24 protein-coding genes are annotated in these 24,354 nt (G+C 74.9%); 7 read left to right on the top strand and 17 right to left on the bottom strand.

Annotation, left to right across the window (positions count from 1 at the left end; genetic code table 11):
* Nucleotides 1–46 precede the first annotated feature (46 nt).
* The 11 genes from Asera_RS27950 to Asera_RS28000 form a co-directional block, all read right to left on the bottom strand.
* The gene (locus Asera_RS27950) at nucleotides 47–400 is read right to left on the bottom strand and encodes a plasmid stabilization protein (protein WP_244844055.1); all 354 of its coding nucleotides are present in this window, start codon (nucleotides 398–400) and stop codon (nucleotides 47–49) included.
* 205 nt (nucleotides 401–605) lie between these two features.
* Entirely contained in the window at nucleotides 606–1,685 is a 1,080-nt protein-coding gene (gene alc / locus Asera_RS27955) for an allantoicase (protein ID WP_035295081.1), read from the bottom strand.
* 4 nt (nucleotides 1,686–1,689) lie between these two features.
* On the bottom strand, nucleotides 1,690–3,219 hold the full coding sequence (gene allB, locus Asera_RS27960; protein WP_244844057.1) for an allantoinase AllB: 1,530 nt from the start codon (nucleotides 3,217–3,219) through the stop codon (nucleotides 1,690–1,692).
* Nucleotides 3,216–3,602 carry an allophanate hydrolase-related protein gene (locus Asera_RS27965; protein WP_030444197.1) on the bottom strand — a complete coding sequence of 129 codons (387 nt, stop codon included), beginning with the start codon at nucleotides 3,600–3,602 and terminating at the stop codon, nucleotides 3,216–3,218. The genes allB and Asera_RS27965 overlap by 4 nt, the downstream gene beginning before the upstream one ends.
* Before the next feature lie 54 nt (nucleotides 3,603–3,656).
* The gene (pucD, locus tag Asera_RS27970) at nucleotides 3,657–5,945 is read right to left on the bottom strand and encodes a xanthine dehydrogenase subunit D (RefSeq protein WP_030444196.1); all 2,289 of its coding nucleotides are present in this window, start codon (nucleotides 5,943–5,945) and stop codon (nucleotides 3,657–3,659) included.
* A 109-nt stretch (nucleotides 5,946–6,054) separates the two neighbouring features.
* A complete protein-coding gene (locus tag Asera_RS27975) occupies nucleotides 6,055–7,410 on the bottom strand; it encodes an 8-oxoguanine deaminase (protein WP_030444195.1) in 1,356 nt (451 codons plus the stop codon).
* Nucleotides 7,407–7,883, bottom strand: a complete 477-nt coding sequence (locus Asera_RS27980; RefSeq protein ID WP_030444194.1) for a (2Fe-2S)-binding protein — start codon at nucleotides 7,881–7,883, stop codon at nucleotides 7,407–7,409. Before Asera_RS27980 ends, Asera_RS27975 begins: the two co-directional genes overlap by 4 nt.
* Nucleotides 7,874–8,755, bottom strand: a complete 882-nt coding sequence (locus tag Asera_RS27985; protein ID WP_030444193.1) for an FAD binding domain-containing protein — start codon at nucleotides 8,753–8,755, stop codon at nucleotides 7,874–7,876. The genes Asera_RS27980 and Asera_RS27985 overlap by 10 nt, the downstream gene beginning before the upstream one ends.
* Nucleotides 8,756–8,761: 6 nt before the next feature.
* Nucleotides 8,762–9,631, bottom strand: a complete 870-nt coding sequence (pucL, locus tag Asera_RS27990; protein ID WP_030444192.1) for a factor-independent urate hydroxylase — start codon at nucleotides 9,629–9,631, stop codon at nucleotides 8,762–8,764.
* A 3-nt stretch (nucleotides 9,632–9,634) separates the two neighbouring features.
* A complete protein-coding gene (gene uraH / locus Asera_RS27995; protein ID WP_030444191.1) occupies nucleotides 9,635–9,952 on the bottom strand; it encodes a hydroxyisourate hydrolase in 318 nt (105 codons plus the stop codon).
* On the bottom strand, nucleotides 9,949–10,539 hold the full coding sequence (locus tag Asera_RS28000) for a 2-oxo-4-hydroxy-4-carboxy-5-ureidoimidazoline decarboxylase (RefSeq protein WP_051801480.1): 591 nt from the start codon (nucleotides 10,537–10,539) through the stop codon (nucleotides 9,949–9,951). Before Asera_RS28000 ends, uraH begins: the two co-directional genes overlap by 4 nt.
* A 210-nt stretch (nucleotides 10,540–10,749) precedes the next feature.
* On the opposite strand from Asera_RS28000, the gene Asera_RS28005 reads away from it, so the two are divergent.
* Both Asera_RS28005 and Asera_RS28010 read left to right on the top strand, forming a co-directional pair.
* A complete protein-coding gene (locus Asera_RS28005; RefSeq protein ID WP_030444189.1) occupies nucleotides 10,750–12,282 on the top strand; it encodes a PucR family transcriptional regulator in 1,533 nt (510 codons plus the stop codon).
* A gap of 184 nt (nucleotides 12,283–12,466) precedes the next feature.
* Entirely contained in the window at nucleotides 12,467–13,039 is a 573-nt protein-coding gene (locus tag Asera_RS28010; RefSeq protein WP_030444188.1) for a nucleotidyltransferase family protein, read from the top strand.
* Nucleotides 13,040–13,057: 18 nt separating this feature from the next.
* Here Asera_RS28010 and Asera_RS28015 read toward each other — a convergent pair whose 3' ends face one another.
* Nucleotides 13,058–14,152: a permease gene (locus tag Asera_RS28015; RefSeq protein WP_030444187.1), complete on the bottom strand. Its 1,095-nt coding sequence runs from the start codon at nucleotides 14,150–14,152 to the stop codon at nucleotides 13,058–13,060.
* Nucleotides 14,153–14,354: 202 nt separating this feature from the next.
* On the opposite strand from Asera_RS28015, the gene Asera_RS28020 reads away from it, so the two are divergent.
* Complete coding sequence (locus Asera_RS28020) at nucleotides 14,355–15,953, top strand: tetratricopeptide repeat protein (RefSeq protein ID WP_051801477.1); 1,599 nt, start codon at nucleotides 14,355–14,357, stop codon at nucleotides 15,951–15,953.
* Between the two features lie 38 nt (nucleotides 15,954–15,991).
* Here the strand turns inward: Asera_RS28020 and Asera_RS28025 are convergent, their stop codons facing one another.
* From Asera_RS28025 to Asera_RS28035, 3 genes are all read right to left on the bottom strand, one after another.
* Complete coding sequence (locus tag Asera_RS28025; protein ID WP_030444185.1) at nucleotides 15,992–16,612, bottom strand: DUF1684 domain-containing protein; 621 nt, start codon at nucleotides 16,610–16,612, stop codon at nucleotides 15,992–15,994.
* A 144-nt stretch (nucleotides 16,613–16,756) separates the two neighbouring features.
* On the bottom strand, nucleotides 16,757–18,160 hold the full coding sequence (locus tag Asera_RS28030; RefSeq protein ID WP_030444184.1) for a B12-binding domain-containing radical SAM protein: 1,404 nt from the start codon (nucleotides 18,158–18,160) through the stop codon (nucleotides 16,757–16,759).
* 483 nt (nucleotides 18,161–18,643) lie between these two features.
* Nucleotides 18,644–19,528 (bottom strand): LysR family transcriptional regulator, encoded by an 885-nt coding sequence (locus Asera_RS28035; protein ID WP_030444183.1) that lies wholly within the window; start codon nucleotides 19,526–19,528, stop codon nucleotides 18,644–18,646.
* Nucleotides 19,529–19,617: 89 nt separating this feature from the next.
* On the opposite strand from Asera_RS28035, the gene Asera_RS28040 reads away from it, so the two are divergent.
* The 4 genes from Asera_RS28040 (at nucleotide 19,618) to pepE (ending at nucleotide 22,994) form a co-directional block, all read left to right on the top strand.
* A complete protein-coding gene (locus tag Asera_RS28040) occupies nucleotides 19,618–20,436 on the top strand; it encodes an aldo/keto reductase (protein ID WP_030444182.1) in 819 nt (272 codons plus the stop codon).
* Nucleotides 20,437–20,536: 100 nt separating this feature from the next.
* Nucleotides 20,537–21,025 (top strand): hypothetical protein, encoded by a 489-nt coding sequence (locus Asera_RS28045; RefSeq protein ID WP_030444181.1) that lies wholly within the window; start codon nucleotides 20,537–20,539, stop codon nucleotides 21,023–21,025.
* A gap of 51 nt (nucleotides 21,026–21,076) precedes the next feature.
* A complete protein-coding gene (locus tag Asera_RS28050) occupies nucleotides 21,077–22,096 on the top strand; it encodes a class F sortase (RefSeq protein ID WP_051801476.1) in 1,020 nt (339 codons plus the stop codon).
* 169 nt (nucleotides 22,097–22,265) lie between these two features.
* Complete coding sequence (gene pepE, locus Asera_RS28055; RefSeq protein ID WP_030444179.1) at nucleotides 22,266–22,994, top strand: dipeptidase PepE; 729 nt, start codon at nucleotides 22,266–22,268, stop codon at nucleotides 22,992–22,994.
* A gap of 211 nt (nucleotides 22,995–23,205) precedes the next feature.
* Here the strand turns inward: pepE and Asera_RS28060 are convergent, their stop codons facing one another.
* On the bottom strand, nucleotides 23,206–24,141 hold the full coding sequence (locus tag Asera_RS28060) for a DUF1177 domain-containing protein (protein ID WP_030444178.1): 936 nt from the start codon (nucleotides 24,139–24,141) through the stop codon (nucleotides 23,206–23,208).
* Between the two features lie 42 nt (nucleotides 24,142–24,183).
* Nucleotides 24,184–24,321: a hypothetical protein gene (locus Asera_RS28065; RefSeq protein WP_157034591.1), complete on the bottom strand. Its 138-nt coding sequence runs from the start codon at nucleotides 24,319–24,321 to the stop codon at nucleotides 24,184–24,186.
* Nucleotides 24,322–24,354: the final 33 nt, after the last annotated feature.

The raw sequence follows: 24,354 nt of genomic DNA on the forward strand, positions 1-24,354 counted from the left end.
GGCCGCCGCGGCGCGTGCGGCGGGCCCGCCTTCCTCGCCGGTGCGCTCAGGCCCGGCCCAACGCCTTCGCCAGCTCCTTCTTGTTCATGGTGGAGCGGCCCTTGATGTTGCGCTGCCGCGCCTCGTTGTACAGCTGGTCGCGGGTGGGCCCGCCGGGGCCCTGACCACTGCCCGACCGGCGCCCGCCGCGCTTCTGCGGCGAGGTGTCCTGGACGGAGCTCCGGCTGGCCCGCTTCGACTCGCCGGACTGCGCCCGGTTCTTGTTCACCGTGCGGGCGGCGATCTCCTCGGCCCGACCCTCGCTGGTGCCGCGCCGCTTTGCGCCGGACTTGATGTGTTCGTACTGGCGTTCCCGTTTGTCGCTCCACGCGCGCGGCATGGCGAACACCACCTTCCTCATCGACGGTCGTGGTTCTCCTACCCCGTCGCGCCACGGACATGCCTGATGCACCGGAACGAATGCCCGACCGGCGCCGACCGGACGCGGCGCGAAGCGTCCTCCGCGACACCGCCGGCCGGCGCAGCGGTGCCGTCGACGGGACGGAGCGTGCTGCTCCGCGGCGCCCCGGGGCGGCAGACGCCCGCGTGGCACGGTGCGCTGAGCCCTACCGCGGGGCGGTGGCCCCCAGCAGCGCGGCGCGCAGCGGGCCCGGCAGCGTCTCGTACGGGCGAGCCGCCGCGGCGGCCCCCAGCACGGCGGTGGCGTGCGGGTCGGGCAGCGCGTTGGCGTACCGCAGCGCGAGCGCGTCGAGCGCCGCGGCGTCGGGCAGCCCGTACAGGCGGAACCGGGCCAGGCCGCCGTCCGGCAGCAGGTCCAGCCGCAGCCCGGTCACCGGGTCGCCGGCGGCCACCCGGAACCGGTGGCAGGTGCCGGGCTGCAGCCCGATCTCCGGCAGCAGCTCCCGACCGGGCGTACCGTCCCCGCTCAGCGCGGTCAGTCGCACCGCGCCGGGCGCGTTGCCGAGAAAGTGCCGGGCGTCGACCTCGGCCAGGTAGGGCACGCCGGGCACGCCGAGGGCCAGCTCCACCCAGTCGTTGCCGTCCTGCCGCCGGCGCCGGGTCTCGAACCCATCGCCCATCACCGCGGCACTGTCCGGCAGCAGCAGGTTGTCGGCCGGGGCGAAGAAGCTGTCGCTACAGCCGGTCACGTGCCCGCCGATCGCCGCGCCAACCAGGTCCACCGGGCAGCCGGCCAGCTCGCGCGGGTCGGGCAGCGGCTCGCCGAACGCCCGCAGCCGGGCGACCCCGCCGTCCGGGAAGATCCGCAGCCGCAGGTGCGTCCACCGGTGCTCGTCGGGCACCTCGAACTCGTGCTTCTCGTTGCCGCGCAACGGTTGTACCGGTACCAGCGTGGTCCAGCCGGTGAGCTCGTCGACGTCCGGGTAACCGTCGGCCGCAGTGGCCTCCACCGCGCAGCGTTCCGGGAAGTTGCCGGTGAAGTGCGCGGTGTCGACCACGACCCGGCGGACCACGCCCGGCACGCCGAGCCGTACCACCGCCCAGTCGACGCCCGGGGTGCGCCGCCGCCTGGTCTCCCAACCGTCGTAGACCTGGCCGTGCGGGCCGAAGGTCCGGGCCGCGTGGCTCGGTGCGGCCGGCTCGATCAGGTTCTCCTTGCCGGCGAAGAACTCGTCGTTGGCGGCGACGACGGTGCCGCGTACCGCGGCCGAGGCGAGATCCAGCATGACATCAGCTCCTTGTCGTCGGCCCGGCGGGCGGTGTCTCCGGCTCGGTGGCCGGTGGATTCGCCGGCCCAGCAGCGGACCCGAGCGGGTCGGTGCCGGCCGGCGCGGGCCGAGGCGATGCGGCGCCGGCCGGGCGGCGGAGCAGGCGGCCGTGCGGTGCGGCGGGATCGACGGGTACGCCACGCAGCCAGGTACGGTGCACCACCCCGGCCAGCCGCCGCCCCGCGTACGGGCTGACCGGGTGGCGGTGCGCCAGCGCGGCGGGGTCGACGGTGAACCGCTCGTCCGGCGCGAACGCGACCAGGTCGGCGTCCGCGCCGACGCGGATGCATCCCTTGTCCGGCAGGCCGACCAGCCGGGCCGGGCCGGCCGCCATCCACCGCACCACGTCGGACAGGGCGTGCCCGCGGCGCCGGGCCTCGGTCCACACCAGCGGCAGCCCCAGCTGTACCGAGGCGATGCCGCCCCAGGCGGTGTCGAAGCCGCCCCGCTTGAGTTCCGGCGGGGACGGCGAGTGGTCGCTGACCACGCAGTCGATCCGGCCCTGCGCGAGCGCGCGCCACAGCGCGTCCCGGTTCGCCGCCGAGCGCACCGGCGGGCAGCACTTCGCCGCCGTGTCGCCGTCCGCGATCTCCTCGGCGGCAAGCGTCAGGTAGTGCGGGCAGGTCTCCGCGGTCAGGGTGGTACCGGTCAGCGGCGCCAGCGCGGCCGCCGCCGAGACGTGCAGCACGTGCACCCGGGCGCCGGTGGCCGCGGCGAGCCGGACCAGGGTACGTACCGCGGCGACCTCGGCGCGCTCCGGCCGGGTGGCGAGAAACTCGGCGTAGCTGCCGCCGGCCGGGCTGCCCAGCTCGTGCGCGTCCTCGGCGTGCACCAGCAGCAGCGCGTCCAGCTCCGCCAGCCGGCGGGCCACCGCGGTCAGCTCCGCACCCGACAGCGGGGGAAACTCCGGGACACCGGAGTCGGCGAGGAAGCACTTGAACCCGAACACACCGGCCTCGTGCAGTGCGGTGAGCCGGTCCAGGTTGTCGGGTACCGCGCCGCCCCAGAAGCCGACGTCGACGGCGCACCGGCGCTGCGCGGCGGACCGCTTGCGCTGCAACGCATCGACGTCGACCGTGGGCGGGATGCTGTTGAGCGGCATGTCGATCAGGGTGGTCACCCCGCCGGCCGCCGCCGCCCGGGTCGCGGTGGCGAACCCCTCCCACTCGGTGCGGCCCGGCTCGTTCACGTGCACGTGGCTGTCCACCAGCCCGGGCAGCAGCGCGAGCTCGCCCAGGTCGGTACCGCCGCCGTCGGTGTAGTCGGTGATCGCGGCGATCCGGCCGTCCCGGACGTGCACGCTCGCCGGCCGCTCCCCGTCCGGCAGCACCACCCGCCGCGACCTGATCGTCAGCGTCGATCCGGTCGCAGGCGGGCGGTCGTCGCGCGCGGGGCCGAGGGCCGGGGGCGGGTCGTGGCGGCGACGGCCGGGGGCCGGGTGCCCCCGCAGCGCCTCGCCTCCTCGGTCCTCGGGGTGCTCGGGTACGGTCACCGCCGCGGGTTCCGTTTGCGGTACTCGCGCCAGTCGGCGAACCGGTCGATGTCGAGCAGCGGTGCGGTGCCGCGGTACTCGCGCCGCAGGACGGTGGCGAGAGCCCAGGCACCGTCCGCGAGCTCCACCACGCCGAGTTCCAGCTCGTCCGGCTCGGCCGGCAGCAGGGCGCCACCCACGGTCGCGAGCGGCACGTCGTACAGCTCGCCGCGCACCGCCACGCCACCGGACTCGACCCGCTCCAGCGCCGGAAAGCGGTCGTCCACGGCGTACATCCGGTACGCCGGTGCGGTGCTGGTGATCGCGACCAGCGATGCCCCGGCTATCCGGTCGTGCAACCGGCCGCCGCGCATTCCGTCGCCGGTCAGGAACAGCAGTGTCATCCCGTCTCCCTTGCCGTTGGTCGACGTGCCCGGTGGGTCCGGTACGCCGGGTGCTCAACCGATCAGGTCCTGCGGCCGGATCGGGACCCGGTCGACCGGTCTGCCGGTCGCCGCGCGGATCGCCGCCACCACCGCCGGGCCGGCCGAGATCGTCGGCGGCTCGGCTGCCCCGCGCACCCCGTACGGCGCGTTCGGGTCGGCCAGCTCCAGCACCTGCACCGCCATCGGCGGCATGTCGAGAATCGTGGGAATCAGGTAGTCGGTGAACGACGGGTTGCGGATCTTCCCGCCGGACACCTGGATCTCCTCCATCAGCGCCAGGCCCAGGCCCTGCGCGCTCCCGCCGTGGATCTGGCCGCGGACCGCCTCCGGGTTCATCGCCTTCCCCACGTCCTGCGCGGCGGCCAGCTGCACCACCTTGACCAGGCCGAGTTCGGTGTCCACATCGACGACCGCGCGGTGCGCGCAGAAGCCGAACTGCAGGTGGGCGAAGGTCTGCTGACCGGTCTCCGGGTCCAGCGGGCGGGTACGGCGGGGATGCCACTCGACGGTCTCGGCGACCGTGTCGTCGCCGAGCACCTCGACCAGATCGGCCACCGTCTCGCCCGCCACGGTGACCACCTTGCCGCCGGCCAGATCCAGCGTCCGGTCCCCGCCGATCCGGTCGAACACCCGCTGCCGTACCCGGCGACACGCCTCCTGCACCGCGCCGCCGGTCAGGTACGTCTGGCGGGACGCCGACGACGAGCCGGCGCTACCGACACCGGTGCCGGCCGGCGGGATCACCACCTTCTGCACCCCCAGCTCGGTCCGGGCGATCTGCTGCTGCAGCGTGACGTGGCCCTGGCCGACCTCGACCGCGGCGGTGGTCACCACCGCGACCGGCTCGCCGCCGAGGACGCGCAGCGCCACCCGGGCGGTGGAGTAGTCGTCGTAGCCCTCCGAGTAGCCGACGTTCTTGAACCCGACCGCGTACCCGACGCCGCGCCGCACGCCTTCGCCGTGCGTGGTGTTGCCGGCACCGCCGGGCAGCGCGAGCGGATCGCGCACCGACTCGGGATCGGCCGGCAGCGGCAGCTCGCGTACCGCGGTGAGGATCTCGCGGACCGCGGCGGCGCTGTCGAGCACCTGGCCGGTGGGCATGCTGGAGCCCTCGTGCAGCGCGTTGCGCAACCGCAACTCGACCGGGTCCAGACCCAGCGCGTCGGCGAGCCGGTCCATCTGCGCCTCGTACGCGAAGGCCGCCTGCACCGAACCGAACCCGCGCATCGCGCCGCACGGCGGATTGTTGGTGTACATGCCCCAGACGTCCATCGTCACGTTCGGCACCTCGTACGGACCGGCGCCGAGGCTCACCGCGTTGCCGGTCACCGCGGTGGTGGTCGACGCGTACGCGCCGCCGTCGAGCACGATGTCGCCCTTGACGTACACCAGCTTCCCGTCCCGGTTCGCACCGGTCTCGTACCGCAGGGTGGCGGGATGGCGGTGCACGTGGCCGAAGAACGACTCCTCGCGCGAGTAGCAGAACTTCACCGGCCGGCCGGTACGCAGCGCGAGCAGGCAGGCGTGGATCTGCATGGACAGGTCCTCGCGGGCGCCGAACGCGCCGCCCACCCCGGCCAGCGTCAGCCGTACCTTGTCGGCGGGCAGGCCGAGGCAGGGTGCGATCTGGCGCTGGTCGCCGTGCAGCCACTGGGTCGCGACGTACAGGTCGACGCCGCCGTCGGCGGCCGGCACCGCCAGGCCCGACTCCGGCCCGAGGAACGCCTGGTCCTGCATGCCGACCTCGTAGTCGCCGCGCACCACCACGTCGGCGACCGCGTCCGGGTCGCCGCGGCGGATCTTCGCGTACCGCACGATGTTGCCGTCCTCGTGCACCCTGCGCGCGTCGTCGGCCCGGGCGGCACGGGGATCGGTGACCGGCTCCAGCACCTCGTAGTCGACCACGATCGCGGCGGCGGCCCGGCGCGCGGTCTCCGGATGGTCGGCGGCCACGATGGCGATCGGCTCGCCCTGGTAGCGCACCCGGTCGATGGCGAGCACGGGCTGGTCGACCCGATCCAGCCCGAAGTGCTTGCTGGGCCCGGGGATGTCGTCGTGGGTGAGCACCGCGTACACGCCGGGCATGGCCACCGCGGCGGTCAGGTCGACGCCGCGGATCGCCGCGCTCGGGTGCGGGCTGCGCAGCGTCGCGCCCCACAGCATGTCGTCGGTCCACAGGTCGGACGAGTAGGCGAACTCGCCGCGCACCTTGAGGATGCCGTCCGGGCGGTCCGGGCTCGCGCCGACCCCACCGGTGATCGGTACGCTCAGGTTTTGCGCGGACCGCGTCGGGGTGCTCATCGTTCGCTCCCCTCCGTCGCCGGGCCGCGCCGTCGCGGCGGGTTCGTCCGGCGCGACGGCCGGCTCGGCGGCCGGCTCGGCGTGTCCACCATGGACTGCGCTGCCGTGGTCACCGGTCCACGCCTTCCCGCATCCGGGCGGCCTGCCTGGCCAGCGCCCGGCTGGCGTCCGCGGCGGACACCGTGCGCAGCGAGCCGTGCTCGATGACCGGATCGCCGCCGACCAGCAGCGTGTCCACCGCCGGCGCGGCGCCGAGCACCAGCGCCGCGACCGGGTCGGCGATGTCGGCGTGCGCCAGGTCGTCGATGCGCCACACCGCGACGTCGGCGAGCTTGCCGACCTCCAGCGAGCCGATCTCGTCGGCTCGGCCGAGGCACCGCGCGCCCCCCATCGTGGCGAGCCGCAACGCCTCCCGGATGCGCATGGCGGTCGGGCCGCCGCGGCCGCGGGCGGTCAGTACCGCCTGGCGCAGCTCGGTCACCAGGCCGCCGTCCTCGTTGGACGCCGGTCCGTCCACGCCGAGCCCGACCGGGGTACCGGCGTCGAGCAGCTCGCGCACCGGGCTCGTCCCGGCGCCCAGCCGGGCGTTGGAACTGGGGCAGTGCGCGGTGGCGCTGCCGGTCGCGGCCAGCCGCTTGATGTTCTCCGCGGACAGGTGCACGGTGTGCGCGAACCACACGTCGCCGCCGAGCCAGCCCAGGCCCTCCAGGTACGCGGTGGGCGTGCAGCCGTGCTCCGCCAGGCACTGCCGTTCCTCGTCGCTGGTCTCGGCCAGATGCGTGTGCAGCCGCACCCCGTACCGGCGAGCCAGCTCGGCGGAGTCGGCCAGCAACCGGGAGCTGACCGAGAACGGGGAGCACGGCGCGACGCCGACCCGCAGCATCGCGTCCGGGCGCGAATCGTGGTACCGCTCGATCGCCTCGGCCGTCGCCGCGAGGATGTCGTCGGTGCGCTCCACCGCCTCGTCCGGCGGCAGCCCGCCGTCGGAGGTACCGCGGTCCATCGAACCGCGGGTCGGGTGGAACCGCAGCCCGACCTGCGCGGCCGCCGCGATCCCGGCGCCGAACAGGTCGCCGCGGCCGGCGGGGAACAGGTAGTGGTGGTCGGTGGAGGTGGTGCAGCCGGTCAGCGCCAGCCGGGCCAGGCCGGCGACCGACGCGGCGTGCACGACGTCGGCGTCCATCCGGGTCCACGCCGGGTACAGGGTCACCAGCCACTCGAACAGCGTCGAGTCGGTGGCGAGCCCGCGGTAGGCCCACTGGTAGAGGTGGTGGTGCGCGTTGACCAGCCCCGGGGTGACGAGGCAGCCGCGGGTGTCGATCCGTTTCCCGGCCACCGAGTCCGGCGCGTCGCCGGCGCCGACCGCCACGATCCGGCCGCCGTCGACGACCACGTGGCCGGTGTCGTGTTCGGTGTCGTGACCGTCCACTGTGGCCACCGCACCGCCGGTGAGTACGACCCTCACGACGTCACCTCCGCCCGGCGGGCCGCGGCGAGGCGGACCGCGTCCAGGATCTTCTCGTAGCCGGTGCAGCGGCACAGGTTGCCCGACAGGGCTTCCCGGACGGTCGCATCGTCCGGCGCGGGATCGCGCGCGAGCAGGTCGTGCGCGGCGACGATCAGGCCCGGCGTGCAGAACCCGCACTGCACCGCGCCGGCGGACAGGAACGCCTGCTGCACCGCGTCCAGCTCGTCCCCGTCGGTCAACCCCTCGACCGTACGCACGTCCCGTCCCGCCGCCTGCCCCGCGGCGACGAGGCAGGCACACACCGGCGCGCCGTCCAGGTACACGGTGCAGGAACCGCACTCGCCCTGCTCGCAGGCGTTCTTCGAGCCGGGCAGGCCGGCCCGCTCGCGCAGCACGTACAGCAGGCTCTCGCCCTCCCACACGTCGTCGAGCACCTGCTCGGTCCCGTTCACGGTCATCGTCAGGCGCATGTCCGGCCCCCCTGTCGGTACTCGCGCAGGCTCCACGCCGCGGTCCGCCGCGCCAGTACGGCGATCGCCCGGCGGCGGTAGTCGGCGGTGCCACGCACGTCGTCGATCGGTGCGGCCGCGGCGGCGGCCAGCTCGCCGAACCGGCGTACCACCGCGTCCGGTACCGGCGCGCCGAGCGTCCACCAGCGACGGTCGGCCAGCTCCGCGGTGAGGAACTGTTCGGCGGCGGTGCAGCGGCGCGGCGTGGGTGCCGCCGAACCGAGCGCGACCCGTACCCGCTCGGTGCCGGGGTCCAGGGCGAGCGCAAGCGAGCAGACCGCGATCACCATCGCGTTGCGGGTACCGACCTTGGCGAACTGCTGCGGGCCGGTCGCGACCGGCAGGTGCACCGCGACGATCAGCTCGTCGGCGGCCAGCGCGGACCGCTTGACCCCCTGGTAGAACCGCGTGGCCGGGATCCGCCGGGTACCCCGGACCGAGGCGACCTCGATCTCGGCGTCGCAGACCAGCAGCGGCGGATGCGCGTCGCCGGCCGGCGACGCCGATCCGAGGTTCCCGCCGACGGTGCCGCGGTTGCGGATCTGCGGCGACCCCACCGTACGGGAGGCCATCGCCAGCGCCGGCAGCCGCGTACCCAGCTCGTCGACGATCCGCCGGTACGGCAGCCCGGCGCCGATCCGGATCGTGTCGCCGTCGGCGTCCCAGCCGTCGAGCTCGTTGAGCCCGCCGAGATCCAGCAGCGCGCCGGGCCGACCGCGGTCGAAGTTGAGCTCGACCATCACGTCGGTACCGCCCCGGATCGCCACCGCATCCGGCCGCTGCGCGCGGATCGCCAGCGCCTCGGCCAGCTCGCGCGGTTGCAGGAAGTCCATCGTGCCCTACCAGTCCATCATGGACGGTGCCACGTCGTCGCGGGTCACCGTCCCCTCGATCAGCCCGTACGGTCGGTCCGCCGCGTAGTACACGGTGTCGGTGTTCTCGACGTCGTGCGGCGACAGGTCGACCAGGAAGTGGTGCTTGTTCGGCAGCGAGAGCCGGATCTCGGCGATCTCCGGATGCGCGGCGAGCACCCGCTCCCCCATCGCGTACAGCGTCTGCTGCAGCGAGTAGCTGTAGGTCTCGGCGAACGCGGCGGCCAGCAGCCGCCGCACGTCCGGGTACGACTTGCCGAAGTCGGCGTCGGACGACAGGTGCCGCCACTGCGCGTCGACCGCGGTGGCGAGGATCCGGTCCCTGGTCTCGGCCAGCGTGGTGTACCGGTCGGTCGCGAAGCCCCAGAACTCCGAGTCGGTGGTGTTGAGCAGCGTCAGCCCGGTCAGCCCGGACACCACCTCGGCCGCGTCGGCGGTGACGCGCACCCGCGCGGTACGCAGGCAGGTTCCGTTGCGGGCGAACGAGTGCGGCGCCGGCCCGTCGCTGCCCTCGATCCGGTCCCAGGGCTGCTCGGTCAGCCGCACCTCGGCACGCCGGATCGCCGGCTGGCTCGCCACGAAGTGCCGCGCCAGCCGCAGCCCGAACTCCTCGACCTGCCCGACTCCCTCGGCGGCGAACGCGAAGACGGTGTTCTTCTGCGCGTCGGTGGTCAGCACGTTGCTGTTGTCGCCGCGCAGGTGCACGTCCGCCAGCTCGCCGGACAGCGAGACGCCGACCGTCACGTCGGTCAGGCCGTGCCGGTCCGCACCGCGATCCACCCGGACCAGGTGCACCTCCGCCTTGCCGTACCGGTTGTCGCCGAGCACGATCCCCATCGACTAGCTCCCTCGGTAGGTCGAGTACGCAAACGGGCTGAGCAGCAGCGGCACGTGGTGGTGCGCACCGGCATCGGTGACGCTGAACGCCACCACCACCTCGGGGTAGAACCCGTCGGTACCGGTCGCCGCGAACCAGGCCGCGGTGTCGAACACCAGCCGGTACCGGCCGGGCGCGGGCAGCGGCAGTCCGGCCAGCCGCCCGTCGGCGTCGGTGACCCCGGCGCCGAGTTCGGTGCCGTCGGCCGCCGCCAACCGCACCGGCACCCCGACCGCCGGCCGGCCCCGGCCGGTGTCCAGCACGTGCGTCGACAGGCTCACCGGGCGCCCTCCTCCGTGGCACGCTGGCCCGGCCGGGCCAGCCCGGCCGCCAGCTCGGACAGCAGCCGGTCCAGTCGCAGGGCGGCGATCGCGGACAGCTCCCGGCGCACCACGGCGCGCTCGGTGGCCTCGTCGTGGCGCAGCCGCTCGGCCAGCGCGGCGAGGATCTGCTGCCGGCTTCGGCCGGACGCGCAGATCAGGAACACGTGCCCGAACCGCCGCTCGTACGCAAGGTTCCCGGCGACCAGCGGATCCCGCGCGGCCTCGCCGTCGTCCACCGGCACGCCGGTCGCGGCCGGGCCGGAACGCCCGGCCACCGCGGCGGACTGCTCGGCGCGCGACCAGGCGGAGCGCCGGTCGCCGCCGCGTGGCGGCGAGCCGATCCGCGGATGGTCGGCCAGCGCGGTCGCGATCGCCGGCCAGCCGGCCGTGGCGAGCGCCGCGTCCGCGGCGGCCCGCAGCGCACCCCGGTCCGGGTACGGCCGGCCGGCGGCCACCGCGTCGGCCCAGCCCGGCGCGCCGCAGCAGGCGTCGAGCGGCTCGGCCGGTGCCGGTAACGCGTTGAATGCCCGCAACCCACGGTCCATCGGCCGCCTCCCCGTCGGTCCCCGCGACCACGTCGCGGGTTGCCCTGTCGCATTACCCGAACCCGCGCCGCTGACACCCGGCCGATCCGACGCCGGTAGTAGACCCCGCCGCAGGTCGTGCGAACCAGGCACCGAACCTCCGAAAGGACGACCGGTCACGAAGCCACGTCTTGTACCTTCCTCCAAGGCCCTGGCGGCTACCGTGTGTGCGTGCGGCTACGTGCCCTGCTCGACGCGCCGGATCTGCGGCTTCGCCTGCTCACCGGTGGTTCGCACCTGGATCGGGCCGTCCGCTGGGTGTACACGACCGATCTGCCCGATCCGCGCCGTTATCTCACCGGTGGGGAACTTGTGCTCACCGGCATGCTGTGGCGGCACGATCCGGCCGACTCGGCGGCCTTCGTGGCCGCCGTCGCCGACGGCGGCATCGCCGCGCTCGCCGCCGGGTACGCCGACAACGAGGCCCAGTCGGTACCCGACGACCTGATCGAGGAGTGCCGGCGACACGACGTCGTGCTGTTCGAGGTGCCGCCGGACGTCTCGTTCGCGACCGTCACCGAGCGGGTGGTCCGCGCGGTCACCGAGGGCCGGCCCGGCGCCGACGAGGAGCGCTGGCGCGACCGGCTGCACGCCCTGGTCGCCACCGGCGCGGGGCCGGACGAGATGTGCACCCTGCTCACCGACCGTACCGGCGCCGACTGCATGGTGCTGTCCGCCACCGGTCGCCGGATCGCCGGTGCCGACACGCTGGCCGACGACGACCGCCGCGGACTCGCCCGGCGGTACCTGTCCGCCGAGCCGCTGCCGACCACCGTGCGGCTGCGCACCGACCGGTACGCGCTGCTGCCCGTCTCGCCGCGGCAGCCACGCATCGCCGGCTGGTGCCTCGCCGTGGCCGGCGACCTCGACACCGACGACCCGGCGGTACGCGGGCCGATCGGCGAGGTGTGCACGCTGCTGGCGCTGGAGTGGTCCCGGCAGGAGGAGGCGCGCCAGGTCGCCGACCGGCAGGGCGCCCAGCTGGTGCGGCTGGCCGGCTCCGACTCCGCCGCGCCCGCCGACATCGCGTCCCGGCTGCAGGTGGCCGGTTTCGCGCCGGACGAGCCGATCGCGGTGGTGGTCGCCGCGGCCGCCGGCGGGACCCCGCTGACCGCGCTGCTGCACGAGATCTGCGCCGGTGCGCCGGACCCGTCGCTCGTCACCGGGGTCGACGGTGAGGCGGTCGCGATCGTGGCCGCCGGCATCGACCGGTTCGGCGAGCTGGTCGAGCACATCCGTACCGGTGCGGAGGCGCTGCGCCCCGGCCTGTCCGGCGCCCGGGTGGGCATCGGCGTGGCCGCGGCGTCGGCCTGCGCGGCCGGGCTGCACGGCGCGCTGGAGGAGGCCCGCGCGGTACGCCGGCTCGGCGAGCACCGCCCCGGTCAGGTCCGGGTGGCCGACTCCGGCGAGCTGAGCTCGCACGGGCTGCTGCTCGCCACCGTGCCGGACGAGCTGCGCCGCTCGTACACCGACCGGCTGCTCGGCCCGCTCGTCGCGTACGACGCGGCGCACCGCACCGACCTGATCGCCACCCTGGAGGCGTTCCTGGACTGCGACGGATCGTGGACCCGCTGCGCCGCCCGGCTGCACCTGCACGTCAACACGCTGCGGTACCGGATCGGCCGGATCGAGCGGCTGACCGGCCGGGACCTGTCCACGTTCGCCGGCCGGGTCGACCTCTACCTCGCCCTGAAGCTCGCATGAGCGGGCCGCGCACGCCGCTGCGGCCGACCCCGGCCCGCACCGCCCGGCCGGGTCGACCGCTACCTCGTCCTGAAGCTCGCAGGAGCGGGCAACGCACCCCGCGGCAGCCGGCCTCGGCCCGCACCGGACCGCCCGGGCGCGGGTCGGTGCGCCACCGCCGGCCGGGGCCTCGCGGGGGCCGGACATGAGCGGTACGACGGTGGCCGGGCTGCTGCTCGCGGCGGGCGCGGGGCGCCGGTTCGGGCGGCCCAAGGCGCTGGTGCCGTTTCGCGGCCGGACGCTGCTGGAGCACGGCGTTGCCCTGCTGACCGGCGGCGGCTGCGCCCCGGTGTACGTGGTGTCCGGCGCTGCCTCGCTGAGCTGCCCGGGCGTGACCGTGGTGGCCAACCCGGCCTGGCGCAGCGGGATGGGGTCGTCGCTGCACACCGGGATCGCGGCGTTGCCGGCCGAGGTGGAGGCCGTCGTCGTCGCGCTGGTGGACCAGCCGCTCGTCGGGGCCGAGGCGGTGCGCCGGCTGCGCGCCGCGCATCGCGCCGGCGCTCGGCTCGCGGTGGCCGGCTACGGCGGCGAGCCGCGCAATCCGGTGCTGCTGAGCCGGGAGTACTGGCCGGAGCTGCTGGCGTCGGCGCGGGGTGACCGCGGCGCGCGGGCGTTCCTGCGCGCGCACCCGGAGCTGGTGACGCTCGTCGAGTGCGGCGACACCGGTTCACCCGCCGACATCGACACCCCCGAGGACCTCGACTCGCTGTCCGGCTGAGTTACCGCCCCGGCGCGCTCAGCCGAGGGCGGCGAGCAGGGCAGCGGCGAGCAGGCCGGCGACCACGACCGCGGCCGCCATCGTCAGCGTCGCCCGCCAGGACAGAGCCCGGCCGACCAGCACCATCGACGGCACGCTCAGCGCCGGCAGCGTGATCAGCAACGCGCCGATCGTGCCGGCGTGCGCGCCGGCGGCGACGAGCGCCAACACCACCGGGATCTCCCCGCCGGTGGGTATCACCAGCGCCGTACCGACCACCGCGCACACCAGCACGGCGAGAACTCCCCACCGGGCGTCCAGTCCGTCGAACCGGGCGAGCGGTCCGCTGACCCAGCCGAGCGCGAACACCACCAGCAGGTACTCCGGGACCAGCACGGCGGCGAACCGGCCGAGCGAGGTCAGGTACCGCAGCGGCAGGTCGCGCAGCCGCACCGGCCCGGGCCGCCCGTCCACCGCGACAGCGGCCGGCAGCGTCGGTGCCGCCCGGTCCCCGAGCAGCCAGGTGACCAGCGCGGTGCCCCCGACGACGAGCAGCACCCCGACGAGCAGCCGTACCACGCCGAACTGCCACGGGGCGACCAGGAACAGGAACACCAGTACGGCCGGGTTGAGCACCGGATTGCCCAACCAGTAGGCGAGGCTCGCGGTCATCGTCGCACCCCGCGCGCGCAGCCCGACCGTGACCGGCGCCGTGCAGCAGGTGCACATCAGGCTCGGCAGCGCGGCGGCACCGCCCGCGACGGACTGGCCGAGCCGGGTGCGCCGGTTCAGTACCGCTGCGAGCCAGCGCCGCGGCACCAGCGCGTCGATCGCTGCGGCCACCAGCAGCGCCACCAGCGCGGCCCGCCACACCGCGGCGAAGTAGCCGGCGGTGAAGGACACCGCGCCGGACCAGGACGGCGCCGTACCGGCAGCCGCGAACGACGAGGCGCCGGACCAGGACCGGGTGTGCCCGAGCACTGTCGCCTTCGCACCGTACGGCAGCCACTTCGCCCAGGCCAGCCCGGCCACCGCCAGCACCGCGAGCACGGCGACGCCGACGACACCGGTACGCGCGCTGCGCCCGGCCGCAGCTCCGGGCGCCGGGACGGCTGCGGCCGGGTCGGTGTGCATGGCGGCTCCCGTGTGGTCACGGCGGCGGCTCGACCGGCTCCGGACAGCCAGACCGGCATTCGCCGGAGCCGCCGTTTCGCCGAGCCTAGGCCTCCGCGACCGGTCCCGCGCGGCGAACAACGCATCCCCGACCGGGCCGGGACCGCCCGGGAGGGGTCCCAGCGGGCGGCGCGCAGACTCGCGGGGTCGAGTGGAGGTCGGGATGGACGACTGGATGCCGGTACGACCGGGCGCGCCGGACTCGCCGGTGCCGCCGCAGTCACCGGAGCCGCCGGCGCCGCCCGCGATGCCGGAACAGGCGGGCGCACCGACGCCGGAGACGGGACCGGACCCGGCCGGTGCACCGGCGGCGACGGGGTGGGTGCCGCCCGGGCCACCGCCGGGTCCGGCGCCGGCGCCGCCGGCGCGGGTGTCGATGGTGTTCGGTGATCCGGTGGCGGTCGCGCTCGGGAACGCGTCACTGCTCGGCGTCGGGTACTGCATGCTCCGCCGGTGGACGCTCGCGGTGCTGACCGACCTGGTCTCCGTCGTACTGCTGGTCCTGCTGGCGACCGCGTGGCGCGCGGTGTGGTTCGAGGTGCTGGTGGCGCTGTGGTGGGTGGCGCTGGTCGCGCACGGCTGGCACCTGGCCCGGCGGCGCGCGGTGCCGGTCGCGGCCCGGCGGCAACGCCTGGTCGCGGCCTACCTCGCGGTACCGGTGCTGCTCGCGGTCACGGCGCTGCGGGTCGACGGGTACCTGATCGACTCGGCGCTGGCCGATGCGAAGCGGGCCGGCGACTGCGGCCAGGCCGGCCAGGCGGTCGACCGGGTGTGGTTCGGGCTGCGGTTCGCGGACGCCCCGCTGACCGTGCGCACCGAGACCACGCACCGGGTGTGCGCCCGGCTGCACACCGCGGCCGGCCAGCTGGGCACCTCGCTCGCCACCGGTGACACCCGGCAGCTCGCCGCCGGGTTCGCCGGGCTGCAGGCGGTGCTGGCCGGGTACCCGGGGCACGAGCCGATGGTGCGCGCGGTGCTGACCGAGTTCCTCGGCGTGCTGCCGAAGGCCGACGCGTGCCCGGCGGCGGCGGTGACCGACTGGCTGCGGGCCCGGCACCCCGACCACACGGTGCTCGACACCGCCGCCGCGGCTGCCACCCGCCACGCGCCGCCGGCACTGCTCGGCTGCGGCGACGCGCTGGTCGACCAGAAGTCCTGGCCGAAGGCGCTCGCCCGGTACCACCAGCTGCTCGACCAGTTCCCGGACAGCGAGCTGGTTACCAAGGCGCGCAAGGGAATCCGCACCGCGACGCTGGGCCAGCAGCTGTCCACCGTCCGGTCCCGGTTGTCCGTCGACACCGGCGAGCTGCCGAAGTACTGCTCGAACCCGGCGAAGTACGAGGCGGCCACGCCGTACCGCAAGTCGCACAACAGGTCGCTGCTGTACGGCAACTCGGAGTACGTGAACAAGCTGCCCGACTCGTGGTCGGTCTCGGACGCCGCGGACGCCGCCCTGGTGGTGTGCGTCGGCGACACGAAGCTCGGCTCCCGGGTGCAGACCTGCCCGTACACCAGGCTGGACGGCTCCGGCTCGCCGGTGTGGGTGACGTTCTACAAGGTGGCGATCCCGATCCGGGCGTACGAGCTGCGCACCGGCAAGCTGGTGGTACACCGGACGATCCAGATCGGTGGCAGCAGCTGCCCCCAGATCCTGTCGTACACCACCTACGGCGGCTACGACACCGGCCCGGACACCGCGCAGTACGTCACGCCGAGCAGGAGCGGGGTGCGCGCCGCGTTCCGCTCCGCCCTGCACCCGTAACCGGGGTAGGCCCGTACCGGTCGGCCCGGCGGGCGTGGTCAGAGGCGCTCGCCGGCGCGGATCTCGGCGGTGACGGTGTTCTCCGCCGGCGCCAGCGGGCAGACCCAGCTGTCGTCGTACCGGCAGGACGGGTGGTACAGGAAGTTGAGGTCGAGCACCAGCCGGTCGCCGGCGCCGCCGAGGTCGGCACCCTTGGCGGTGTCCAGCAGGTAGCGCCCGGCGCCGTAGCTGGTGCGCCCGGCGGTGCCGTCGCGCACCGGCAGGAACAGCCCGCCGCCGTACTGCCGGGTCCACCACACCGCGAGCGTGCCGGAGACCGGCGCGGGCAGCCGCACCGAACCGAGCAGCTCGTAGCTGGTGACCCCGTCGGCGCCGGTGTCCACGTCGCGCCGCTGCGGCGCGTCCGGCGGCGTCACCGGCACCTCGAAGCGCAGCGCCGGATCGTACGGCCAGTAGGGCAGGCCGGTGTCGCGCAACGGATCGGTGGCCGCCAACGGGCTCTGCGGATGCCGGGTGAACAGCGCGTCGCGGCCCACCCGCCACCGGGCGTGCCCGGCGGCCGGCTCGGCGGCGGCGCGCACCTGCGCGTACAGCTCGGCGACGGTGCGGCGCCAGTCGGCCAGCTGCAGCGCGGTGCCCGCGTCGGTCCTCGACTCCATGCCTCGACGCTACCTCGCCCCATCCGCGCAGGCAGGCGGTGCCGTGCCCCTACGGCGGTGCGCGCCCCTCGGGCGCAGGCAGGCGGTGCCGAGCCCCTACCAGCCCAGCGGGCGATGCGAGCCCCTCGGGCGCAGGAGGGGGCGCTAGCCTGCCCGGCCCGCAAAAGCGGGCGCGGCCGGGCGGCGGGCGCCGAAGCTGCCGAGCAGCGACTCCAGTACCGGCAGCGCGCGGGACACCTGCCCGGCCCGGATCAGCGTGTGCCACAGCGGCGAGAGCTTCTTCCAGCCACCCGCGTACGCGAGATGCCGCAGCCGGTCGCGGCCACCGGGCTTGGTACCCGCGCCGCGCCAGATCGCCGACCAGCGGTAGAAGTCCCGGTACGCCCGCCAGTAGCCGTCGGTCAGTTCGGCCGCGGTCAGTCGCGCCGGCCGGTACACCACGTGCCGGGTGTCGTACCGGTCCCAGTCGGTGTGCAGGATCCTGCCGTCGGCCTGCATCCTCTGGTACAGCGCGGTTCCCGGGTACGGCGTCATGATGTGGAAGGTCGCCGTCTCGATCCCCTGGCCCACCGCCCAGTCGACGGTGCGGGAGAACACGTCCGGGCCGTCGTCGTCCATCCCGAACACGAAGCTCGCGTTGACCATCACCCCGGCCTCGTGCAGCCGCCGCGCCACCGCCGCGTAGTCGCGGCCGATGTTCTGCCGCTTGCGCTGCGCCGGCAGGTTCGCGTCGTTGACGGTCTCGAACCCGACGAACAGGCTGCGCAGCCCGGCGGCGACCGCGCGCTCCAGCAGCCCGGGCGCGAGGACCGAGTCGACCGTACCGGCCGCCTGCCAGACCCGGCCCATCCCGCGCATCCCGTCGAACAGTGCCTCGGCGAACCGCCGGTTGCCGAACAGGTGGTCGTCCAGGAAGTACAGGTGCCGGCCGGGCAACCGCTCGATCTCGGCCAGCGCGTCGTCCACCGCCTGGGTGTAGAACGACTTCCCGCCGGTGAAGAACGCGTCCTTGTAGCAGAAGTCGCAGTGGTGCGGGCAGCCGCGGGACACCACCAGCGAGTTCGGCACGAGGTACCGGTGCCGGTCGATCAGGTCGCGGCGCACCGGCGGCAAGCGGAGCAGGGTGCGTTCCCGCGAGACGTACCGGGGCTTCGGCCGGTGCGCCCGGAAGTCGGCGAGGAACCGCGGCCAGGTGTCCTCACCCGGGCCGAGGAAGATCGTGTCGGCGTGCCGGGCCGCCTCGTCCGGCAGCGACGTGACGTGCAGCCCGCCCATCGCCACGTGCACGCCCTTCGCCCGGTACGCCGCCGCGAGCCGGTACGCGCGCCGGGCCGAGGTGATGTACGGCTGGATCACGGCGAGGTCGGGCCGGTCGTCGTCGAGCCGCAACGGCTGCACGTGCTCGTCCACGATCCGCACCTCGTCGGCGTCCGACAGGTACCCGGCGAGGGTGGCCAGCCCGAGCGGCGGGAACAGCGAGTACTTGATCGGGCGCAGCCGCGGGCTCGTCGCCTCGGTCAGCGCCGGCAACACCATCGTGACTCTCATGTCCGGCGAAGGTACGCACCGGATGTGGAGATTCCCGGCAGCCGCCGTGCGCACCGTGCGCCGATACCGTGCGGGTTTCGCCGCCGCTGGCCGTCCCGGCCTCCCCCTCGCCGGCCGGGACGGCCGAGCCGCACCAGATCCGGTGCGGCCCTACGGCGCCAGCAGCGCCCCGACTCCGACCCGCATCTGCCGCTCCCCCGACGCGTCGCCACTCGGCGACGCATGGTGAGCACACCGTAGCGGCCGGGGTGGCCCGGCCAGCTCAGCCGGTCGGCCGGTCGCGGCCGCCGATCGGCTCGCGTCGCATGTCCTGTCGCCCAGCGGTTCCCGTCCCGCGGTCAGCCGCGCGCCGAGCGCGGCGGCGGCGGGCCGGCGTCGTCGTCAGGAACGGGCGGCGAGGGCACCGGTGCTGTCAGGGACGGGCGGCGGGGTAACGGTGCTGTCCGGGCGGCGGCGCGCAGGGCGGCGAGGGTAGCGGTGCTGTCAGGGGCGGGCGGCGGCGCGGAGCGCGGCGAGGGTGGCGCGGATGGCCGGTTGGCGCGCGGCCGCGGACCGCCAGGCTGCGAAGATCCGCCGCACCGGTGCCGGCCGCACCGCGGCGAACCGGACCCCGGCGGGTACCGGATCGCGGCCGAGGCGGGGCAGCAGCGCGACGCCGTGACCGGCGGCGACGAATGCCAGCTGGGTGGCGTGCTCGCCGGCGGTGTGCCGTACCTCGGCGTCCGGAACGGTGCGCCGCAGCCAGTCGTGGCACAGCTGCCCGGCGGGCCAGCCGATCCAGTCGGCGTCGGCCAGCTCGGCCAGGTCCAGCGCCGGCCGCTCGGCGAGCGGATGCTGCGCCGGCAGCGCCACGTCGAACACGTCGTCGACCAGCCCGGTGCGGCCCAGCCCGTCCGGGACGGCCAGTGGCGACTCGGGCCAGTCCTGGGCGATGGCGAGGTCGAGGTCGCCGGCGGCCACGGCCGGCAACGCCACGTCCGGCTCCTGCTCGGCGGTGTGTACCCGTAGCGCCGGGTACCGGTCGTGCAGCGCGCGCAGCGCCGCCGGCAGCAGGCCGCGGGCGGCGGTGGCGAACGCGGCGAGCCGCAGCTCGCCGACCACCGCACCGCGGTACCGGGCCAGATCGGTCTCGACCGCCTCGGCCTGGGCCAGCAGCGCACCGGCGTGCTCGGAGAGCAGCAGCGCGGCGCCGGTGAGCCGGATGCCGCGACCGTTGCGTTCCACCAGCCGCTGCCCGATCTCCCGCTCCAGCCGGCCCATCTGCTGGGAGACCGCCGAGGTGGTCACGTGCAGGGTGGCGGCGGCGCCGCGGACCGAACCGGTGGCGGCGACCGCCCGCAGCATCCGGAGCCGTTCCAGATTGAGCATGTAGCGATGCTACGCGGTCAAGCTCAGACAGTCTCGCTTGTCTGAACTGTTTCGCTCCCGCACAGTGAACGACGACGAAGGGATGGCAGATGACCGACACGTTCCTGCTCGGTGGTGACCTGCCGGTGCGCCGGCTCGGCTTCGGCGCGCTGCGGCTGCCCGGCCGGCCCACCGCGGCCCGCGCGCACTCCGCCGCGGTGGCCCGGCGCGCCGTCGAGCTCGGGGTCACGCTGATCGACACCGCCGACTCGTACGACCTGGGTGACAACGAGACGCTGCTCGCCGAGGCGCTGCACCCGTACCCGGAGCGGCTCGTGCTGGCCACCAAGGCCGGCCGGATCAACCTGGGCAGCCACTGGTACGACTGCGGCCGGCCGGAGTACCTGCGGCAGCAGGCACGGCTGAGCCTGCGCCGGCTGCGGCTCGACCGGATCGACCTGTTCCAGCTGCACCGGATCGACGCCACGGTACCGGCGGACGACCAGTTCGGTGCGCTGCGGCAGCTGCGCGACGAGGGCGTGGTGCGCCACGTCGGGCTGTCCGAGGTGTCGGTGGCGCAGCTCGACGCGGCCCGCCGGATCGTGCCGATCGCCGCCGTGCAGAACCGGTACAACCTGAGCGACCGGCGGCACGACGACGTGCTGGCGTACTGCGAGCGGCACGGCATCGCGTTCCTGCCCTGGCTGCCGGTGGCCCCGGCGACGATCACCCCGGCGGCGCGCACGATCGCCCAGCGGTACGGCGCGACTGCGGTGCAGGTGGCGCTGGCCTGGCTCCTGCACCGCTCACCGGTGCTGCTGCCGATCCCCGGCACGGCGAGCCTCGACCACCTGGCCGAGAACCTCGCCGCCGCGCGGCTGCGACTGTCCACTGAGGACCTCGCCGAGCTGACCGGCGGAGCCGGGTGACACCCGGCGGGGTGGCAGCTGGCCCGAACCGTGATCGCGAACGGCCGGGACCGTTTACGGTGATCCCGTCATCTCATATGCGACTTGGGGGGTGTATGGGATGTCCTTCGTGCGCAGGATCGTCGTCGCCGGGGCGTTCGGTGCCGCCGCCGCATCCCTGGCCCTGTCGTCCGGTGCCGTCGCGGCGCCGGTGGTCGCGGTCGTGGTGCAGGGCAGCACGGTCACCGTCAGTACGTCCGACTGCGCGTCCAGCGGCGCCATCGCGGCGATCCAGACCGGTACCAACGACGCCACCGAGCAGGACATGGTCGGCAACCCGGAGGCGAGCGGGGTGCTGAGCGCGACGTTCAGCAACGTGCAGCCGGGTACCTACACCGCCACCGTCAACTGCAAGGACACCACGCAGCCCGATCCGGGTACGAAGCAGTTCACGGTAACGCCGGGCGGTAACCCGGACACCGGTGACGGCGCGACCGCCCGGCTCGGCCGCGGCACCACCGCGCTCGCCGCGGCCGGCCTGGGCGTGCTCGGCGTGACCCTGGCCGGCGGGGTCGTCCTGCTGGTACGGCGGCGGCCGAACGGGGAGTGACGCGTCACGGTGCCGGGTCGCGGGCTGCCCGGGCACCGGGACGGAGGGGTGATGCAGCAGCCGGCGAGCGGCCCCGACGGCCGGGACTCCGAGGCCCCGACCGTCCAGTTCCCGGCGCCCGAGGCCCCGACGCCCGAGGCTCTGGCGCCCGAGGTCCCGACGTCCGAGCTCCCCGCGCCCGAGGTCGCCGCCCCGGTGTCTGCGACCGCCGAGTGCGGCACGGAACCCGAGCCGACCGGGGAACGCGCGCCGCGCGCGGAACCCGAGCGAGCGGAACGCGCGCCGCGCGCGGAACCGGAGCGGGTCGTGGAACGCGAGGGGCCGCCGCCGGCCGAATGGGAGCCGCTGGCGCACGGCGGTGCGGCGGGCTGGCGGACCGTGCTCGGCGTGCTGCTGGTCCTGGGCGGGGTGCTCGGCGCGATGCTGCTGGTCCTCGCGATGATGCGCGCCCCGACGCCGCCGCCGCAACCGACCGCGGCGCAGGCGCCACCGAGCAGCGTCGTCGCACCGACCGCCACCGCGCCGCCATCGCCGGCACCGGCGGCCGCCGCGTCGCTCCCGCCGTCGGCGCCGGTACGCATCGACGTGGACCGGGCGCGGATCCACGCGCCGATCATCGCCACCGGCCTGGACGCGGACGACACCGTCGCGGTGCCGCCGATCGACCATCCGTACCTGACCGGCTGGTACGACCGGAGCGTGGCGCCGGGGCAGGAAGGCGCCGCCGTGCTCCTCGGCCACGTCGACTCGCGCCGGACCGGGCCCGCCGTCTTCTACTACCTCGGTACGCTCACCCGCGGCGACACCATCGAGATCACCCGGGCCGACCACCGCGTGGCGGTGTTCACCGTCGACGGCGTCGCCGGGTACCCGAAGACCGAGTTCCCGGCCACCGCGGTGTACGGCCCGACCACCGGGGCGCGCCTGCGGTTGGTGACCTGTGGCGGCGCGTTCGACGAGCGCAGCCACAGCTACGAGCGCAACGTGGTGGTCTTCGCGAGCCTGTCCTCGTCCCACCCGGAGACGGCCGCCGAAGCGGCCCGGCCGCTGGTGACCCGGCCACCGAGCTGACGCGCGTTCGCACCGCGATGAGCAGGAACGACAGGCGACGATCGCGCTGGCCCAGCAGCTCCACCGAGGAATCCAGGCAATCAGGTCCGGGACCGGCCGCGATGTGGCCGGTCTCGCCACGGCCCGCCTCCGTCGCCCGCCGTACGCTCCGACCGGTAAGAATGGCCGCATGGATCTGCTGCTGCTGTCGAACTCCCGTACCCACGGCTACGGCTACCTCGAGCACGTGCGCGACGAGGTCACCGAATTCCTGGCCGGTGCCACCGAACTGGTCTTCGTGCCGTACGCGCTGCGCGACCACGACGCCTACACCGCCACCGTGGCCGACGCGCTGCGCCCGCTCGGGGTGGCGGTCACCGGCGTGCACACCGCCGCCGACCCGGTGGCCGCGGTGACCGCGGCCGAGGCCGTCTTCGTCGGCGGCGGCAACTCGTTCCGGTTGCTGAAGACGTTGCAGGACACCGGGGTACGGGACCCGATCGCCGGCCGGGTGCGGTCCGGCGCGCTGCGCTACATGGGCGCCTCGGCGGGTACGAACATGGCCTGCCCGACGCTGCGCACCACCAACGACATGCCGATCACCGAGCCCGACTCGTTCACCGCGCTCGGGCTGGTGCCGTTCCAGATCAACCCGCACTACGTCGACCCGGACCCGTCGTCGACCCACATGGGCGAGACGCGGGAGCAGCGGATCACCGAGTTCCTGGAACAGAACGACGTGCCGGTGCTCGGCATCCGCGAGGGCGGACTGCTGCGGGTGCGCGACGGATCGGCCCGGCTCGGCGGCGTGAAGGGTGCCCGGCTGTTCGCCCGCGGCGCGCAACCGCGGGAGTTCGCGCCGGGTGACGACCTCTCGTTCCTGCTGTCCGGCACGCCGCGGTTCGACGTGCCCGCCTGACGACCGCTACCGGCCCGTCGATCCGGCGCTGCGGTGCCGTGCCGCCGATCCGGCGGGCCGGCGCGACGTGGCACCGATCCCGCTGGCCGGCGCGACGGGCGCCGATCCGGCCGGCGGGTGCGGCGCGGCCGGAGGCGTGGTGCCGGCCCGCCGCCCCATGGCGAAACGGCGGGCCGGGGTCGAGGTGGTCGGTCCGTCCGGGACCGACCGGTCACGCGTTGCCCTGGGTCTGCAGCGCGGTCATCGGCCCGTACCGGTGCACCAGGTGGTCGAACTCGGCCTGGTCGTGGAACCGTAGCGCGCCGCGGCCGAAGTCCTTCGCCACCTCGATGCAGAACCGTACCGCGGACTCCACACTGGACAGTTGGGTGGCGCCGGTGGCGGAGCCGGCCACCGGCGTCTCGGTCGTGATCGCGACCCCGACCACCGGCGCCGCGGTCGACGTGGTCGGCTGCAGGATCGAGTTGACGTGGTAGGCGCCGTTGCCGTACGGGGTGATGTCGGCCATGGCGAGCGGCAGCACCGTCGGCAGCGAGCCGGTGACCCGCTGCTGCACCGCGAGCAGGTCCTCCGACACCCGCAGGATCCAGCCCTGCTTGACCGTCGGTGAGATCGCGAACCCGTTGACGTTGACGATCCGGTTGCCCTTGGTGGTGTCCACCGAGAGCACCGCGTCGGCGCCCGGATCGACCTCGTGCTCGTTCATCGCGGCCAGGTCGACCGGCGAGTCCATGAACGGTACCGGGTCGTGCGGCCGGGTCGGCGCGTCCGGGCAGATGTGCGTGGCGACGACGACGTCGCCGTCCAGCACGTCGCCGCGGGCGTGCATGGCGGACAGCTTCGCGGCGACCGCCACCGCGGTCAGCGCACCGTCGCCGTCGGAGACGAAGCCGATCTGCTCCGGCCGGGCGCCGAGGCCGCCGAGCCGACCGATCACGCCGAGCGTCGGCGCGTCGCCACCCGCACTGCGCCCGCGCCGGCCCGGGATCGTCAGCCGGACGAAGTCGGTGCTGCCCTTGTCGCCGCGCACCGTGTGCACGGCTGGCGTCGACGCACCGCAGTCGACCAGGTACTTCGCCACCGCGTCGCCGGTGACGGCCGGGTCGTCGAGCAGCTCGTACGCGTCGATCACGTGCCGCCAACTCATGGGTCCCCCTTGCATTCTGTCCTGTGTGGAGTGTCTGACCGCTCAGCGCATCGCGTCGGGGATGCACGCCGAGGTCGTCGCGATCTGGTACCTGGCCCGGATCGCCGCGCCGTGCGCGCCGACGAACGCGGGATCGTCGCTGGTGACCACCCGGACGATGCCCAGCAGCGGGTCGCTCATCGTCGTTGCTCCCCTCCTTGCGCTCCGCCCGGT

The organism is Actinocatenispora sera (assembly GCF_018324685.1).
GTDB lineage: Bacteria > Actinomycetota > Actinomycetes > Mycobacteriales > Micromonosporaceae > Actinocatenispora > Actinocatenispora sera.

Excerpts from the sequence above, each read along its gene's own strand:
- Asera_RS27950 (WP_244844055.1), bottom strand. The coding sequence starts at position 400 with ATGAGGAAGGTGGTGTTCGCCATGCCGCGCGCGTGGAGCGACAAACGG.
- alc (WP_035295081.1), bottom strand. The coding sequence starts at position 1,685 with ATGCTGGATCTCGCCTCGGCCGCGGTACGCGGCACCGTCGTCGCCGCC.
- Asera_RS27965 (WP_030444197.1), bottom strand. The coding sequence starts at position 3,602 with ATGACACTGCTGTTCCTGACCGGCGACGGAATGCGCGGCGGCCGGTTG.
- pucD (WP_030444196.1), bottom strand. The coding sequence starts at position 5,945 with ATGAGCACCCCGACGCGGTCCGCGCAAAACCTGAGCGTACCGATCACC.
- Asera_RS27980 (WP_030444194.1), bottom strand. The coding sequence starts at position 7,883 with ATGCGCCTGACGATGACCGTGAACGGGACCGAGCAGGTGCTCGACGAC.
- Asera_RS27985 (WP_030444193.1), bottom strand. The coding sequence starts at position 8,755 with ATGGACTTCCTGCAACCGCGCGAGCTGGCCGAGGCGCTGGCGATCCGC.
- pucL (WP_030444192.1), bottom strand. The coding sequence starts at position 9,631 with ATGGGGATCGTGCTCGGCGACAACCGGTACGGCAAGGCGGAGGTGCAC.
- Asera_RS28000 (WP_051801480.1), bottom strand. The coding sequence starts at position 10,539 with ATGGACCGTGGGTTGCGGGCATTCAACGCGTTACCGGCACCGGCCGAG.
- Asera_RS28010 (WP_030444188.1), top strand. The coding sequence starts at position 12,467 with ATGAGCGGTACGACGGTGGCCGGGCTGCTGCTCGCGGCGGGCGCGGGG.
- Asera_RS28015 (WP_030444187.1), bottom strand. The coding sequence starts at position 14,152 with ATGCACACCGACCCGGCCGCAGCCGTCCCGGCGCCCGGAGCTGCGGCC.
- Asera_RS28020 (WP_051801477.1), top strand. The coding sequence starts at position 14,355 with ATGGACGACTGGATGCCGGTACGACCGGGCGCGCCGGACTCGCCGGTG.
- Asera_RS28025 (WP_030444185.1), bottom strand. The coding sequence starts at position 16,612 with ATGGAGTCGAGGACCGACGCGGGCACCGCGCTGCAGCTGGCCGACTGG.
- Asera_RS28030 (WP_030444184.1), bottom strand. The coding sequence starts at position 18,160 with ATGAGAGTCACGATGGTGTTGCCGGCGCTGACCGAGGCGACGAGCCCG.
- Asera_RS28035 (WP_030444183.1), bottom strand. The coding sequence starts at position 19,528 with ATGCTCAATCTGGAACGGCTCCGGATGCTGCGGGCGGTCGCCGCCACC.
- Asera_RS28040 (WP_030444182.1), top strand. The coding sequence starts at position 19,618 with ATGACCGACACGTTCCTGCTCGGTGGTGACCTGCCGGTGCGCCGGCTC.
- Asera_RS28045 (WP_030444181.1), top strand. The coding sequence starts at position 20,537 with ATGTCCTTCGTGCGCAGGATCGTCGTCGCCGGGGCGTTCGGTGCCGCC.
- Asera_RS28050 (WP_051801476.1), top strand. The coding sequence starts at position 21,077 with ATGCAGCAGCCGGCGAGCGGCCCCGACGGCCGGGACTCCGAGGCCCCG.
- pepE (WP_030444179.1), top strand. The coding sequence starts at position 22,266 with ATGGATCTGCTGCTGCTGTCGAACTCCCGTACCCACGGCTACGGCTAC.
- Asera_RS28060 (WP_030444178.1), bottom strand. The coding sequence starts at position 24,141 with ATGAGTTGGCGGCACGTGATCGACGCGTACGAGCTGCTCGACGACCCG.
- Asera_RS28065 (WP_157034591.1), bottom strand. The coding sequence starts at position 24,321 with ATGAGCGACCCGCTGCTGGGCATCGTCCGGGTGGTCACCAGCGACGAT.